This is a genomic window from Streptomyces sp. NBC_01471, from assembly GCF_041438865.1.
Classification (GTDB): domain Bacteria; phylum Actinomycetota; class Actinomycetes; order Streptomycetales; family Streptomycetaceae; genus Streptomyces.
This window is the reverse complement of record NZ_CP109450.1, coordinates 4579016-4594261: the sequence shown is the minus strand read 5'-3', so window position 1 is coordinate 4594261 and position 15246 is coordinate 4579016. Positions and strand designations below refer to the sequence as shown.

The following is a 15246-nucleotide window of genomic DNA, read 5'->3' as shown; positions in this document are numbered from 1 at the left end:
ATGAACAAGGCAAACTGGCCTGTGCGATACGCGCGGAGGGGCGTCGACCGGGCACCACCCCTGAAGCGGCAGACACGGCAGCAGGCACGGGCAGGAGGCAGGGGCAGCTATGGACCGTGACAGCGGGCCGCGCGTACCGGGGCAGCGGACTCCGCAGCAGAGCGGGGACAGCAGGCTCACGTTCAGCGTGCTCGGACCCGTACGCGCCTGGCGTGGCGGAGAGGCGCTGCCGCCCGGATCGCCGCAGCAGCGCGCACTGCTGGCCGCGCTGCTGACCCGCGACGGCCGCACGGCCACCGCGGGCGAGCTGATCGACGCGATCTGGGGCGAGGACCCGCCCTCCCAGGCACTGGCCGCGGTACGCACCTACGCCTCCAGACTGCGCAAGGTCCTGGACCCCGGGGTCCTGGTCAGCGAGTCGGGCGGTTACGCGATCCGGATACGGGCCGAGTCCGTCGACCTCCACCGCGCGCAGCAGCTGGCCGCGAACGCCGAGAAGGCCGCCGGTACGGGCGACCGCGCCAGGGCGCGCGCCCTGATCGACGAGGCGCTGGAGCTGTGGGACGGCGAGCCCCTGGCGAACGTGCCGGGCCCGTACGCCGAGACCCAGCGGGCCGCCCTGGAGGAGTGGCGGCTCCAGCTGACCGAGTCGCGGCTCGACATGGACCTGGAGGTCGGCTGCCACGCCGAGGCGGTCTCCGAGCTGACCTCGCTGACCGCCGCCCATCCGCTGCGGGAGCGGCTGCGCGAGCTGCTGATGCTGGCGCTGTACCGCAGCGGGCGGCAGGCGGAGGCGCTGGCCGTGTACGCCGACACGCGCAAGCTGCTCGCCGACGAGCTGGGGGTGGACCCCCGGCCCGAACTGGCCAGGCTCCAGCAGCGGATCCTCCAGGCGGACGCGGAACTGGCCCGGCCGGCCGAGGAGTCGGCGCCGCCCGCACCCAGCGCCGCCCGCCCGGCGCAACTGCCCGCCACCGTGCCGGACTTCACCGGGCGGGCCGCCTTCGTACGGGAGCTGGGCGACCGGCTGGTCACCGCCGAGGGGTCGGTGATGGCCGTCTCGGCGCTGGCCGGTATCGGCGGGGTGGGCAAGACGACGCTCGCCGTACACGTGGCGCACGCGGCCCGGCCGCACTTTCCCGACGGGCAGCTGTATGTCGATCTCCAGGGCGCGGGGTCGCGGGCCGCGGAGCCCGAGACCGTGCTCGGCGCGTTCCTGCGCGCCCTCGGCACGGCCGACACGGCCATCCCCGACTCGCTCGACGAGCGCGCCGCGCTCTACCGGACGGCGCTCGACGGACGCCGGGTGCTGGTCCTGCTGGACAACGCGCGGGATGCCGCGCAGATCCGCCCGCTGCTGCCCGGCACGGCCGGATCGGCGGCCCTGGTCACCAGCCGCGCCCGGATGGTCGACCTGGCGGGAGCGCATCTGGTGGACCTGGACGTGATGTCGCCCGAGGAGGCGCTCCAGCTCTTCACGAAGATCGTCGGCCAGGAGCGGGTCGGCAGCGAGCGCCAGGCGTCCCTGGACGTGGTGGCGGCCTGCGGCTTCCTGCCGCTGGCGATCCGGATCGCGGCCTCACGGCTTTCGGCCCGCCGCACCTGGACGGTCTCGGTGCTGGCGGCGAAGCTCGCCGACGAGCGGCGCCGCCTGGACGAACTCCAGGCGGGCGACCTGGCGGTGAAGGCCACGTTCGAGCTGGGGTACGGGCAGCTGGAGCCGCAGCAGGCGCGGGCGTTCCGCCTGCTGGGCCTGGCGGAGGGCCCGGACCTCTCGCTGGCCGCGGCTGCCGCCGTCCTGAACATGCCGGCCCGGGAGGCGGAGGACCTGCTGGAGTCGCTCGTCGACACCTCGCTCCTGGAGTCGGCCGCGCCGGGCCGGTACCGCTACCACGACCTGGTCCGGCTCTACGCGCGTTCCTGCGCCGAGCGCGACGAACAGCCGCCGGTGGAAAGGGAGCTGGCCCTGTCCAGGCTGCTGGACTTCTATCTGGCGACGGCGGCCCGGGTGTACGCGATCGAGCGCCCGGGCGACCGGCTGGTCGACCACCTGGAGCCGACGACGTACGAGGGCCTGACCTTCACGGACCGGCACGACGCCCAGGACTGGCTGTACGCGGAGGCGATGTCCCTGCTGGCCTGCGTCCGCCAGTCGGCCGCCGGGACCGGCACCCTGCGGCGGGCGGTCGACCTGCTGTGGGCGGCGCTGGACCTGGCGGAGTCGGGGGCGAACTCGAAGGAGTACACGTACGCGGCCGGGCTCCTGCGGGACGCCGCGCGCGCCGCGCGGGACGAGCACGCCCAGGGGCGGGCCGCCCTCACCCTGACCTATGTGCACCACGTGGCGGGCCGCTTCGACCTGGCCGGGCAGGACGCCGAGGAGGCGGACCGGCTCGCCGTACGGACCGGGGACCGGCTGTCCGCGTGCTGGGCGGCCAACCTCCTCGGGATCATGGAGTTCTACCGGGGCCACTTCGACGTCGGGAAGGCGCAGGCCCATCTCACCCGGGCCGTCGAGGGGTTCCGGGACTGCGAGGACATGGCGGGCGAGGCGAGCGCGCTGTGCAACCTGTCACGGCTCCACCTCGTCGACGGTGACGTCACCAAGGCGGTGGCGCTCTCCCGGCAGGGCACGGAGATGTACGACCGCATGGGCCATGCCCTCAAGGGGGCCAACGGCCGCTACGCGCTGGGACTGGCGCTGACCCAGGACGGACAGCTCACCGCCGCGGCGGAGCGGCTGAACGAGGCCCTGGAGGTGTTCCGCGACAGCCGTCAGCGGCTCTGGGAGGGGATGGCGCTCTTCCGGCTGGCCGAGGTCGACATCACGGCGGGCCACAGCGCCCAGGCGGCGACCCGGGCGGAGATGGCACTGACCGTCCTGCGCGGTATCGGCGGCGAGTGGCGGCGCGGCAACGTCCTCACCCTGCTGGGCCGCGCCCTCAACGGCATAGGGCAGCCCGGCCGCGCACGGGTCTGCTGGCTGGAGGCACTGGCCGTCTACGAGGAGCTCAAGTCACCGGAGGCGGACGGGGTGCGCGAGCTGCTGGCACCACTGAAAGCGGCCTGAAACCGGGCCGCGAGCGACCAGGTCCGGGCCCCGCGGCGGGCGTTCATCGTTTGTTTATCGCGACCCGGCATTCTCATTCCACGACGACCCGTCGCGTCGGGGGGCAGGCGGTCGTCAGGGGGCCCGCACCGATGAATTGAGAGCGTCCGGCGATTGCCGAGCGGTCTATGGTGAACGGCCTGCGGAACGTCCGTCCGGCCGCGCTCGGGGGAGCAGCCGGACGGACTTCAGCACGACAGACCTTCATGAACAGCCATGAACAGGGGAGTTGACACCATGGCCGCAGATCCGAAGAACGACACCACCGTCGACCCGGACAACGCTCACGTCACGGAGAAGCCCACCGTCGCGAAGCCCGCCAACGCACACGTCACCGACAAGCCGACCGCGGTGAAGCCCGCCAACGCACACGTGACCGACAAGCCCGCGTGATCTGAGACCTTCACGACGGGGCACGGGGGAACCGGGGGAACAGTGGCCGTGGTGGCCCGGAGGGGGTGCCACCACGGCCTCTGCCGCATGTCCGCACCCATCCGACCGAACCGACCCACCCGTAACGAAAGAGCTGCCATGACACTGACGAAGAAGCTGGTCGCCACTGCCGCCCTGGTGATAGCCGCGGCGGCGGCCTCCGCCGCGCCGGCCCTGGCGAACGGCCATGTGACGGACGCCCCGGGCACCGTCCACACCGCCGCCGCCGTGAGCCCGGACAACGGCCACGTCACCTCGGCCCCGCTGTAGTACCCCGGCACCGCGCCGGGTGACAGCAGCGCGGTGACGGACCCGTCCGCCGTGGGGCCGGCACCTGATGCCTCGTCCCACGGCGTCAGGCGGCCCGCACCAGCACCCGCGGCCCGCAGAGCCTCTTCATGTCGTCCTCGTCCGAGGTGAACACCGCGACATGGCCCGGCTGTCGCCCCGCGATCACCGCGAGTGCCGCGTCAATGGCGTACTTGCGCCCATGCAGCCCCGTCACTTCGAGCAGCTCGACCGCCTCCTTCGCCACGTCCCGCGTGACCGGCTCCACGACCACCCGCGACATCGCCCAGCCCCAGGCAGCTCGCCGCACCTGGCCGTGGCAGGCCTCGATCAGCGTCATGGAACTGGTCACCACACGAGTTCCCGACCGGTGCGCCTCCGTGATGCGGGCCGCCATCGTCCGGCCGGGCCCACACCTCGATCGGCCCGCTACCGCCCCCGCCCCCGCAGCTCGCCCTTCAGCACCTTTCCGCTCGCGTTCCGCGGCAGTTCCGGTACGAAGTCCACCTCGCGCGGGACCTTGTAGTTGGCCATCTCGCGGCGTGACCACGCGATCAGGTCGTCCGCCGTCAGCGTCGCCCCCGGGCGCCGGACCGCGTACGCCTTGCCGACCTCGCCCAGGCGGCCGTCCGGTACGCCGACGACCGCCACGTCCGCGACGTCCGGGTGCAGGCCGAGCAGTTGCTCTATCTCCGCCGGGTACGCGTTGAAGCCGCCGACGATGAACATGTCCTTGATCCGGTCGGTGATCCGCAGATGGCCCCCCGTGTCCAGGACGCCCACGTCGCCGGTGCGCAGCCAGCCGTCCGGGGTGAACGCCTCCGCCGTCGCCTCCGGGGCCTCGAAGTACTCCCGCATGACGTTGAAGCCGCGCACCAGCACCTCCCCCGGCTCGCCGGGTGGCGCCGCCACCCGTACCTCGGTGTCGGGGATCGCGCGGCCCGATGTCGTGGCGATGACCTCCGTGCTGTCGCCCTCGCGGCACATCGTGACGATGCCGCTCGCCTCCGAGAGGCCGTACGCCGTGATCACCGTCGCGATGCGCAGCTCCGAGCGCAGCCGCTCGACCAGCTGGAGCGGGACGACCGCGGCGCCCGTCACCACCAGCCGCAGCGCGCTCAGGTCGTGCTGGTCACGGGCCGGGTGGTCGAGCAGGGACTGGTGGAGGGTGGGCGGGCCCGGCAGCACCGAGATGCGTTCGGCGGTGACGTTGGCGAGGACGGTGTCGATGTTGAAGACCGGCTGCGGCACCATCGTCGCGCCCCGCATCAGACAGGCGATGATGCCCGCCTTGTAGCCGAAGGTGTGGAAGAACGGGTTCACGATGAGGTAGCGGTCGCCCTCGCGCAGCCCGGCCAGCTCGCACCAGATGCCGTAGCAGCGCAGGGTCTGCGCATGGGTGATGACCGCGCCCTTGGGGCGGCCCGTGGTGCCCGAGGTGAAGATGATGTCCGAAGGCGCCGAGGAGTCGACGGCGTCCGCGCGGGCCCGTACGGCGGCGCCGGAGACGTGCTCGCCGGCCGCCAGGAAGTCCTTCCAGGTGCGGAAGGACTCCGGGGCGTCCTCCGACAGCACGACCACCTGCTCCAGCTCCGGCAGCGCGGGCAGCGGGCCGGAACCGCTCCCCCGGCCGGCCGCGCGCCGCAGCGACGCCACGTACGAGGTGCCGAGGAAGGTGCCGGTCACGAAGAGCAGCGTGGCCCGGCTGCGCTCCAGTACGTACGCCGCCTCCGCGCCCTTGAAGCGGGTGTTCAGCGGGACCAGGACCGCGCCCGCCGTCACCGCGCCCAGCGCGGAGACGATCCAGTCGACGGTGTTGGGCGCCCAGACGGCGACCCGGTCGCCGGCGTTCACCCCGGACGCGATGCAGGCGGCGGCCGCCCGCTCGATCCGCTCGCCCAACTCCGTGTAGGAGATCCGGGTACGGCCGTCGACGACCGCCTCCCGCTCGCCGTACCGTTCGGCAGCGGACCGCACCAGCGCCGGAATACTGCCCCACTCCACGTCCCCGCGCATCGTATGCCTCCCGCGACCAGTAGCTGACTATCCGTCAGATTAGCTGTAGCCTTCCCCGCTGTCAGCAGTCATGACGTCCCCGGAGGTGGCGATGGCAGTGGCGACGCTCAAAGACGCAACGGCGATAGTCGGGATAGGCCAGACCGCGTTCGCCAAGCAACTCCCGGAATCCGAGAAGGCGTTGGCCTGCCGGGCGATTCTCGCCGCCCTGGACGACGCCGGGATCGCACCCTCCGAGGTGGACGCGTTCTCCTCGTACACGATGGAGGAGACCGACGAGGTCGAGGTCGCCAAGGCGGTGGGGGCGGGCGACGTCACCTTCTTCTCGAAGATCGGCTACGGCGGCGGCGGTTCCTGCGCGACCGTCGCGCACCTCGCTGCGGCCGTCGCGACCGGACAGGCGAACGTCGGGGTCGCCTGGCGCTCGCGCAAACGCGGCAGCGGCCCGCGCCCCTGGAAGAACACGGCGGTCCAGCTGCCGACCCCCGCCCAGTGGACCCGCCCCTTCGGCCTGCTGCGGCCCGCCGACGAGATCGGCATGCTGGCCCGCCGGTACATGCACGAGTACGGCGCCACCCGCGACCACCTCTTCAACGTCGCGCTGGCCTGCCGCAACCGCGCCAACCAGAACCCGGCCGCGATCATGTACGACCGCCCGCTGACCCGCGACATGTATATGACCTCGCGGTGGATCAGCGAACCGCTCTGCCTCTTCGACAACTGTCTGGAGACGGACGGCGCGCTGGCCTGCGTCATCGTCTCCGCCGACCGCGCCCGCGACTGCCGGCAGAAGCCCGTGTACGTCCACGCGGCGGCCCAGGGCCTGCCCGCCCAGCACCACGGCATGGTCAACTACTGGAACGACGACCCGCTGACCGGACCCTCCTGGACCGCGGCCCGGCACCTGTGGAAGCACGCGGACTTCGGCCCGGACGACGTCGACGTGGCGCAGATCTACGACGCCTTCACCCCGCTCGTCCCGCTCTCCCTGGAGGGATACGGCTTCTGCGGACGCGGCGAGGGCGCCGGGTTCACCGAGGGCGGCGCCCTGGAGATCGGCGGCAGGCTGCCGGTCAACACCGGCGGCGGCGGGCTCAGCGAAGGGTACGTGCACGGCTTCAACCTCATCACCGAAGGCGTGAAGCAGCTGCGCGGCAGCTCCACCGCCCAGGTTCCCGACGCCGGTACCTGCCTGGTCACGGCGGGCGAGTGCGTCCCCACATCCGCGATCCTGCTGAGGAGTTGAGTCCCCATGCTCCAGCCAGTCACCGACGAGGACGGCGCGCCCTTCTGGGAGTACACCGCCCGGCACGAACTGCGCGTCCAGTCCTGCGCGGAGTGCTCCACGCTGCGCTTCCCGCCCCGCCCCTGCTGCCCGCGGTGCCAGTCCTTCGACAGCGAGTGGCGGCGGATGTCCGGGCGCGGCCGCATCTGGTCGTACGTCCTCCCGCACCCGCCGCTGCTGCCCGACTACGCGGCCCAGGCCCCGTACAACGCGGTCGTGGTGGAGCTGGCCGACGCCCCGCACATCCGGCTCGTCGGCAATGTGGTCGCCGGGCCCGACGCGCCGCTGAACTCGGTGGACCCGCAGCGGCTGCGCATCGGCGCCCGGGTGCAGGTCACCTTCGCCGAGGCCGACGGGACGACCCTGCCGCGCTGGCTCCTGGAGCGGCCATGAGCCTGCGTGTGGAGCGGGACCGGGAGACGGGCGTCGCGGTCGTCACCCTCGACCGGCCCGACCGGCTCAACGCCGTCGATCTGGCCACTGCCGGTGAACTGGCATCTGTCTGGCGGGAGTTCCGCTTCGACACCTCGGTACGGGCAGTCGTCGTCACCGGCGCCGGGACGCGGGCCTTCTGCACCGGCATGGACCGCTCGGCCGAGGTGCCGCAGCCGCCGTCCCCGTACTCCCTCGACGACCCGTTGATCGCGATCGGCCCGAAGGCCAACGATCTCTGGAAGCCGGTGATCGCCGCGGTGCGCGGGATGGCCTGCGGCGGTGCGTTCTATCTGCTGGGCGAGGCGGAGTTCGTGATCGCGGCCGAGGACGCGACCTTCTTCGACCCGCACACGTCGTACGGCATGGTCAGCGCCTACGAGACCATCTACCTCGCCCAGCGGATGCCTTTCGGCGAGGTCGCCCGGATGGCGCTGATGGGGGCGGCCGAGCGGATCTCGGCACGGCGGGCGTACGAGACCGGGCTGGTCAGCGAGGTGACGGCGCCCGGCGACGAGCTGGCCGCGGCGGTCGGCTGCGCCGGGACGATCGCCTCGTATCCGACGGAGGCGGTGCAGGGGACGGTACGGGCGGTGTGGGCCGCGAAAGAGGGGGCCCGCGCCCAGGCGCTGGCGCAGGCCCCCCATCTGGTGGCGCTCGGCAATCTGCCGCCGGACCGGCAGTCGGCGCTGTTCGGCGCCAGGAAGGGTGAGTTCCGGGTGCGGTAGCCGGTAAGGCGGGCCGGTACAGCGGGTCAGTGCCGGTGCAGCGGGTCAGTACTGGGACAGCACCGAGTCCACCCGGCACCTCGCGACCGAACCGGCCTCGGAGGGGACCGACATGGGCACCTTCACCGTCGCGCTGGAGTTGCCGTACACCTGGACGGCCGCGGTGCCCGTGTCGACGGCGGAACCGCCCGCGTCGAGGAAGCTCATGGTGACCCGGTAGCTGTGGCTGCCGCTCGCCGCCCTGGCCGACACCCGTACGGTGGCAGCGGTCGCGCCCTTCTTCGCGCAGGTCACCACGGTGCCGGTGGCCGACGGCGCGGGTGCGGCCGTGCTGCTGCTCGAACCGCTCGTGGAACCCGTCGTGGAGCCGCTCGTGGAACCGGTCGACGACCCGTAGGTGTTGTCGTTGTAGTGGTGGTGCGTGGTGGAACTGCTGTGGCTCTGGCTGCTGGAGCAGCCGCCGCCGGAGCTGTGGCTGTGCCCGTGGCTGCCGTGGCGCGAGAAGCCCGTCAGAGCGAGGACCACCCCCACCAGGACGGCACCGAACCTCAAACGTCGCATGATCATGTCATCTCCCCCGTTTCGGCCGACACCGTAACAGGACGCGCCGCGCTGTGGTGGCGGGGTCAGGACCCCCGGCGTAGCGTCGAAGACGAGATCCGTCGGAGGAGACCGATGATTTTCCGCAATGTCCTTGGCTCCCTCGTCGCTCTCGTCGGGGCAGCGGCCGCCGTATACAGCCCCTTCCGTAACTGGTACGACGGCCGCCACGGCAGCGAGTACCGCATCCAGGACCTGTTCAACGGCATCACGGCGACCAAGCCCGACGCGGGCGGCTCCATCCTGATCCCGTTCGCCTTCGCGGCGCTTCTCACCCTGATCGGCATTCTGCTGCGCTCCCGCATGCTGGTGACGCTGGCGGGCCTGATCACCATCGGCTTCACCGTGCTGTGGATGGTCCGCGTCGGTATCGCGGCGCACACCCTGGCGATCAGCTCCAACGGCAGGGGGCTGGGGCTGGGCGTCGGGGACGCGCTGATCGGCGGGGTGCTGATGCTGCTGGGCGCGGGCCTGATGAGGGGACGGCGGGCGCATGCGGTCGCGCCTCGGACCGAGCCCGAGCCCGGACCGGGGGGCGCGACAGCGTACGAGCCCGCGTCGCCGTACGAGCCCGCGCCGCCTTACGCGCCCGCCCCGCCGTACGGGGCCGCCGGTCCGGCGCCCGGGTACGAGCCCGACGCGACTCCTCCTGCGGTGGCCCGGCCGTACGAACCGGGGGACGAGCACGACACGCTGTCGTTCAGTTCGGCCGATCTGCCGGCGGAGCTGACGGCCCCTGAGGAGCCGGGTGAGCGGGGCGAGCCGGGTGGTGGGGCCACGCGGGCGCGTCCGCCCGGTGAGTGACCGCGTTCGGGTGCTCCGCCCCTCAGACCCCGGACGGGATCGAGTTCTCCGGGAGGAGCGGGATCCTCAGCTCGACCGGCCCGTGCCCGTGCCCTTGACGGCGTCCAGGGCGTAGACGCAGCGGTCCTTGCTGCACGCGTAGACGACCCCTGAGCGCACCACCGGGGATCCGGTGATCTCGCCGCCCGTGGCCAGCTTCCAGCGGAGCTGGCCGCCGACCGCGTCCAGCGTGTACAGGCAGTGGTCCGCCGAGCCGAAGTGGATCCGGCCGTCCGCCACCACCGGCGCCCCGACCACCTCGCCGCCCGCCGCGAACCGCCACTTGGGGGTGCCGGTCACCGCGTCCAGCGTGTAGAGCGCGCTTCCGCTGCCCACGTGGACGTTGCCCTGTGCGACAAGGAGCGGGTGGAGGGACTGGCGGGACTCGGTGGCGATGCGCCAGCGGTCGTTGCCGGTCGTGGAGTCGATGGCGTACACGGTGCCGAGGTAGTCGGCCAGGTAGACACCGCCCCCGGCCACCGCGGGGCCGGGGGCGAAGGCCGGGGCGGAGAGGAAGACCGCGGGGGCCTCGAAGTGCCAGTGGACCCGGCCGGACGTGCGGTCGATGGACAGGACGCGGGTCCCGGCCGCGATGTACACACAGCCGTCGTCGGCGGACGTCACCCGGACGGGCACGCCCCCGCACGCGGCAGCGTCGCCCACCGGGTACGACCAGCGCTCGGCGCCGGTACGGGCGTCGAGCGCGAAGAGGCGGGCGTCCTTCCAGACGTACACCGTGTCCCCGTGGAGCGCGGGCCCGGACTCCGGGGTCTCGAAGTCCGTCTGGGCCCCGCTCAGCTCCCACAGCTTCTCGCCGTTGGACGCCTCCCACGCCTGGACGCCGCCGCCCCGCGTGCCGGTGAGGACGGTGCCGTGCTCGGCCTGGAGCGAGTAGACCCACGCCTCGGTCGACAGCCGCCAGCGGTCGGTGCCGTCCGTGCCGTCGAGTGCGTACAGCGTCGGTCCGTCGGACGCGTGGATCCGGCCGCCCGAGACGGCCATCGCCCACGCCACGTCCCTGGTCTTGAACTGGCGCCGCCCGCTGCCCACATCGAGGGCGTGCACCTCGAAGGAGGTGACGTACAGCAGATCGCCGTCGACGGCCGGGGTACCCCAGACGTCGTTCGACATACGGAAACGCCAGGGCCGCCAGCGGACGGCCTCCTCGGGCACCCGGGGCGCGGGTGGCGCGGCCGCCTGGTGCGCAGCCTCCGCGCCGTGCTGCCCCGGGGGGCGCACCCACCCGGTCGCGGGTCCGGCGGTCTCGGCGGGGTGGGCGCGGGCCTCCGCGACGCGCGGCCCGGGACCGATCGGCACCTGGGCGCCGGGCAGCCGTACGGCCCCGTCCCGCCATCCGGTCTGCGACTGCTGGTGCTGCTGCGGCTGGTGTTGCTGCTGCGACTGCTGATGCTGCTGCGGCTGGGGATGGGGCTGTGCCTGCTGTTGCTGAGCGGGAGCCTGCTGCGGCTGCTGGTGACGGGGCTGCGGCTGGGGCGGCGGCTGCGGCGGCTCGTACGCCGGTCTCGGCGGCAGCGAGGGGTTCGCCGGCCTCGGCACCGCGGGCGGACGGCCGCCGCGCCGGGTCTCGATCATCGCGGTGGCCCGGGCGGGCAGCCAGGCGGACGCGGTACCGCTGTCGTCGCCGCCCGACGCGAAGAGATGCGGTGCCAGCTGGGCCTGGAGGTCCTCCGGACTGGGCCGCTGGGTGAACTCCTGCTGCATGCACGCCTCGATCAGCGGCCGCAGCTCGTCGGGCAGGCCCGTCAGATTGGGACCCTCGCGCAGCAGCATGAAGACCGTCTCGACCGGGTTCGCACCGTGGAACGGCGCATGGCCGGTCGCCGCGAACACCAGCGTCGACCCGAGCGAGAAGACATCGCTCGCGCCCTTCACGTTGCGGGAGTCCTTGGCCTGTTCGGGTGACATGTACGCGGGGGTGCCCACCGCGACGTTCGTCATGGTCAGCCGGGTGTTGGAGACGCCGGACGCGATCCCGAAGTCGATGACGCGCGGCCCGTCCTCCACCACCAGCACATTGGACGGCTTGAGATCCCGGTGGACGAGACCGGCGCCGTGGATCGACTGCAGGGCCTCGGCGATACCGGCGGCCAGCCAGCGCACCGCCTGGGCCGGCATCGGCCCGCACTCATTCACTATTTCTTCGAGGGAGGGCGCGGGGACGTACGCGGTGGCCAGCCACGGCACGGCGGCACGGGCGTCGGCGTCGACCACGGCGGCCGTGTAGAAACCGCTGACGGCCCGGGCGGCCTCCACCTCGCGGGAGAAGCGGACACGGAACAGCTGGTCCTCGGCGAGCTCGGTCCGTACGGTCTTGATCGCCACGCGCCTGCCCGAGGCCGAGCGCGCCAGATACACAAGCCCCATACCGCCGGCCCCGAGCCGCCCGAGCACCTCGAACGGGCCGATCCGCCTCGGATCGTGCTGCGTCAGCTGCTCCACCACGCGCCTCCCACCTCCCCGTACGGGCCCCGGGGAAGGGGGACCGCGAAATACAGCTGAGTTCAGCGTCTCACCACTGGGCACCACCCGGTGGTGCGCACCCCGATTGTTCCTGGCTGACGTGCTCGTTGCGAAACCGGGGGCGGATCGGGGTGTCTCACCGCGATACGGACATGGCGCCCGCACAGGAGCGCGGCAGGGCCTGTGACAGGAGGCGCGGCAGGTGGCAGGAGCCGCCACAGCCCCCTGCGGGCCGGACCGGCCGCACTCGGCCCCTCTCGGCCCCTCTTGGCCGCCCTCGGCCGCTCTTGTACGGTGAAGCCCGCCCAGGAGTGATGCCCGTCACAGCCCGAAATTGTTTACGGGAGTTGTCCACGGAAGTTATCCACAGCCTGTTGATAACAATATCAATCCTGTTCCCCTCGGCGAGCCGCCCCATGACCAGCCCGGACCCCATTTGCAGTCGGCCGAATCGCGCTCCGATCACCCCTCGGTAAGCTGACGGCATGACAGGACAAGTACGCACCGTCGACGGCCGCGTGGCCGGCCGACGAGGTCAGGCGACGCGGCAGAAGCTGCTCGACTGCCTCAGCGAGATGCTCAGCTCCTCGCCGTACCGGGACGTCAAGGTCATCGACGTGGCCCGGAAGGCGGGGACTTCGCCCGCGACCTTCTACCAGTACTTCCCCGACGTCGAGGGCGCGGTCCTCGAAATCGCCGAGGAAATGGCCAAGGAGGGTGCGGGGCTGACCGAGTTGGTCTCCGGACGCTCCTGGAGCGGAAAGGCCGGCTGGCAGACGGCCGAAGAACTCGTCGAGGGATTCCTCGACTTCTGGCGCCGCCACGACGCGATCCTCCGCGTCGTCGACCTCGGCGCGGCGGAGGGCGACAAGCGGTTCTACAAGATCCGCATGAAGATCCTGAACTCCGTCACCAACTCCCTGACCGAATCGGTCAAGGAGCTCCAGGCCAAGGGCAGGGTCGACAAGGACGTCAGCCCCGCGGCCATGGCCGGCTCCCTCGTCGCCATGCTGGCCGCCGTGGCCGCGCACCAGAAGGGGTTCCAGACCTGGGGCGTCAAACAGGCCGAACTCCGCCCGAACCTCGCCCTCCTGGTCCACCTGGGCATCACGGGCAAGAAGCCGACAAAGTAACCGCGGGGCGCCACCACGTCCTTCGTCCTGTCGCGCAGACGGCGGACCACCGAGGTGGGTGGTCCGCCGTCCGCGTACCCGCAGCACGGGGCACGCAGTCGGCGCAGGACACAGCACCACGCACCACTCAGCACACCGCACCGCACCGCAGACCGCACAGCGCCACGCCTCAGCGGCGCTCCAGCCGGAACAGCCGGATCTCCCGGTCCACCCGTGCCTGGTACGCGGCGTACGGCGGCCAGAACGCCAGCGCCGTGGTCCACACTCCCGCCCGCTCCGCACCCTCCAGGAGCCGCGCCCTGACCTGGATGTCCCGCCCCCTCCAGTTCACCTCGGCGTCCGGGTGCGCCAGCAGGTTGGCCGTCCACGCGGGATGGCCGGGCCGCCCGAAGTTCGATCCGACGAGAATCCAGGTACGCGGCCACGGCTCCTGCTCCCGCCCCGGCGCCCCGCCGTCCCCCGCCTCCCGCTCCTCCGGCATGCACGCCAATGGCGTAACCCGCGGCAGACCGCTTCTCGCACCCGTCGCCGTGAGGATCACCCCGGGCAGCATCCGGGCGCTGAGCAGCACCTTTCCCCGGGTCAGCCGGTGCACCGTACGGTCCATCGCCGGTACGACGTGCGGCGCGATCCTGGCGAACGCACGGGTGGACGAGACCCTCTGCACCAGTCGGGTTCCCGGCAGCATCAGACCGCGACCGCCGCTGGGCCGGTGAAGAGCCCCGCGCGCTCCGCCGCGTGCGCGCGCAGTCCGTGCACCGGCCCGAACAGCAGCTCGTCCGACGCCGCCCGCTTGAAGTACAGCTGGATGTCGTGCTCCCAGGTGAAGCCGATCCCGCCGTGCAGCTGGACCGCCTCGGACGCCGCGCCCCGCAGCGCTTCCAGGCCCTGCGCCAGCGCGAGCCCGCCCGCCGCCGGGTCCCACGCCGCGTAATAGGCGGCGGACCTGGCCGCCTGCACCTGCACATAGAGCCCGGCCAGCCGGTGCTTCACGGCCTGGAACGAGCCGATGGGGCGCCCGAACTGCTCACGCTGCCTGACGTGTTCGACCGTCCGCTCCAGCGCCCGGTCCGCCGCACCGACCGCCTCAGCGGCCAGTACGGCGGCCGCCGCGCACCCGGTACGGGCCAGCGCGCCCGGCACACCGGACGCGGCATCTCCCCCGTCGTCATCCGCATCGCCGAGCAACTCGGCCGCGGTGTCGCGCAGTTCGATACGGGCCTGCGGCCGGGTCGCGTCCAGCGCGGTCTGCCGCACCCGGGACATCCCGGCGGCGTCGGCCCGTACCAGGAAGAGCAGCGTGCGGCTCCGGGCGAACCCCCCGGTGTGCGCGGCGACCAGCAGCACCCCGGCGCTGTGGCCGTCGAGCACCTGGTCGGCCTGCCCGTACAGCCGCCACCCCTCTGCGGTGGGCCGCGCCTGGACGCCGCCGGCCCGGCCGCCGCCCGCCCAGTCGCCCGCGTTGTCGCCGAGCAGGCCGAGCGCGGGCCCGAGGGGCGCCGCCAGGGTGGCGGTCAGCTCGCCGCGGGCGACGGCCGGGAGCAGTTCCGCGCGCTGGGCCTCGGTGCCGAGCGCGGTGATCAGCGGCGCGGCCAGCGCGGCCGTCGCGAACAGCGGGGACGGCAGCAGTGCCCGCCCCGTCTCCTCGCAGGCGAGCACCAGCTCGGCGGTGCCGCATCCCACGCCCCCGTACTCCGCGGGGATCGCGAGGCCGGGCAGCCCGAGCTGCTCGGCGAGGGTGCGCCAGAGCTCCTGGTCGTACCCGGCCGGGGTGGCCGCTGCGGCTCTGACCCCGTCCGGGCCGCAGCGTTTGGTCAGCAGTTCGCGCAGGGTGCGGCGGATCTCGTCCTGCTCCGCGGTGAAGGCGGCATCCATGGGCGGGCCCCTCTCCTGATCTGA

At 72.6% G+C, this 15246-nt stretch carries 14 protein-coding genes; 8 read left to right on the top strand and 6 right to left on the bottom strand.

All coding sequences use genetic code 11. From position 1 onward, the window contains the following. Nucleotides 1-109 precede the first annotated feature (109 nt). The 3 genes from OG285_RS20520 (at nucleotide 110) to OG285_RS20510 (ending at nucleotide 3811) form a co-directional block, all read left to right on the top strand. A complete protein-coding gene (locus OG285_RS20520) occupies nucleotides 110-3070 on the top strand; it encodes a BTAD domain-containing putative transcriptional regulator (RefSeq protein ID WP_371791805.1) in 2961 nt (986 codons plus the stop codon). 276 nt (nucleotides 3071-3346) lie between these two features. Then, nucleotides 3347-3502, top strand: coding sequence for a hypothetical protein (locus OG285_RS20515; protein ID WP_356828165.1), 156 nt, complete (start codon nucleotides 3347-3349; stop codon nucleotides 3500-3502). A gap of 138 nt (nucleotides 3503-3640) precedes the next feature. Continuing rightward, complete coding sequence (locus OG285_RS20510) at nucleotides 3641-3811, top strand: hypothetical protein (protein WP_371791804.1); 171 nt, start codon at nucleotides 3641-3643, stop codon at nucleotides 3809-3811. Between the two features lie 85 nt (nucleotides 3812-3896). Here the strand turns inward: OG285_RS20510 and OG285_RS20505 are convergent, their stop codons facing one another. Both OG285_RS20505 and OG285_RS20500 read right to left on the bottom strand, forming a co-directional pair. Then, nucleotides 3897-4169 carry a hypothetical protein gene (locus OG285_RS20505; protein ID WP_371791803.1) on the bottom strand — a complete coding sequence of 91 codons (273 nt, stop codon included), beginning with the start codon at nucleotides 4167-4169 and terminating at the stop codon, nucleotides 3897-3899. 89 nt (nucleotides 4170-4258) lie between these two features. Next, nucleotides 4259-5845, bottom strand: coding sequence for a FadD3 family acyl-CoA ligase (locus OG285_RS20500; RefSeq protein ID WP_371791802.1), 1587 nt, complete (start codon nucleotides 5843-5845; stop codon nucleotides 4259-4261). A gap of 97 nt (nucleotides 5846-5942) precedes the next feature. On the opposite strand from OG285_RS20500, the gene OG285_RS20495 reads away from it, so the two are divergent. Genes OG285_RS20495 through OG285_RS20485 form a run of 3 tightly spaced genes read left to right on the top strand, consistent with a single transcriptional unit; the run spans nucleotide 5943 to nucleotide 8290 of the window. After that, nucleotides 5943-7091 (top strand): lipid-transfer protein, encoded by a 1149-nt coding sequence (locus OG285_RS20495; protein WP_356828338.1) that lies wholly within the window; start codon nucleotides 5943-5945, stop codon nucleotides 7089-7091. A gap of 6 nt (nucleotides 7092-7097) precedes the next feature. Then, entirely contained in the window at nucleotides 7098-7523 is a 426-nt protein-coding gene (locus OG285_RS20490) for an OB-fold domain-containing protein (protein ID WP_356828157.1), read from the top strand. Then, nucleotides 7520-8290, top strand: coding sequence for an enoyl-CoA hydratase/isomerase family protein (locus OG285_RS20485; protein WP_371791801.1), 771 nt, complete (start codon nucleotides 7520-7522; stop codon nucleotides 8288-8290). Before OG285_RS20490 ends, OG285_RS20485 begins: the two co-directional genes overlap by 4 nt. 45 nt (nucleotides 8291-8335) lie before the next feature. Here OG285_RS20485 and OG285_RS20480 read toward each other — a convergent pair whose 3' ends face one another. Then, nucleotides 8336-8851: a hypothetical protein gene (locus OG285_RS20480; protein WP_371791800.1), complete on the bottom strand. Its 516-nt coding sequence runs from the start codon at nucleotides 8849-8851 to the stop codon at nucleotides 8336-8338. A 114-nt stretch (nucleotides 8852-8965) separates the two neighbouring features. Between OG285_RS20480 and OG285_RS20475 the strand changes: the two genes are divergently transcribed. Beyond that, nucleotides 8966-9694, top strand: a complete 729-nt coding sequence (locus tag OG285_RS20475; RefSeq protein WP_371791799.1) for a hypothetical protein — start codon at nucleotides 8966-8968, stop codon at nucleotides 9692-9694. 66 nt (nucleotides 9695-9760) lie between these two features. Here the strand turns inward: OG285_RS20475 and OG285_RS20470 are convergent, their stop codons facing one another. After that, a complete protein-coding gene (locus OG285_RS20470) occupies nucleotides 9761-12193 on the bottom strand; it encodes a PQQ-binding-like beta-propeller repeat protein (RefSeq protein WP_371793574.1) in 2433 nt (810 codons plus the stop codon). Between the two features lie 506 nt (nucleotides 12194-12699). Here OG285_RS20470 and OG285_RS20465 point away from each other — a divergent pair. Next, on the top strand, nucleotides 12700-13347 hold the full coding sequence (locus tag OG285_RS20465; protein WP_356828149.1) for a TetR family transcriptional regulator: 648 nt from the start codon (nucleotides 12700-12702) through the stop codon (nucleotides 13345-13347). Between the two features lie 169 nt (nucleotides 13348-13516). Here OG285_RS20465 and OG285_RS20460 read toward each other — a convergent pair whose 3' ends face one another. Continuing rightward, nucleotides 13517-14035: a nitroreductase/quinone reductase family protein gene (locus OG285_RS20460; protein ID WP_356828147.1), complete on the bottom strand. Its 519-nt coding sequence runs from the start codon at nucleotides 14033-14035 to the stop codon at nucleotides 13517-13519. After that, complete coding sequence (locus OG285_RS20455) at nucleotides 14035-15222, bottom strand: acyl-CoA dehydrogenase family protein (protein ID WP_371791798.1); 1188 nt, start codon at nucleotides 15220-15222, stop codon at nucleotides 14035-14037. Before OG285_RS20455 ends, OG285_RS20460 begins: the two co-directional genes overlap by 1 nt. Nucleotides 15223-15246: the final 24 nt, after the last annotated feature.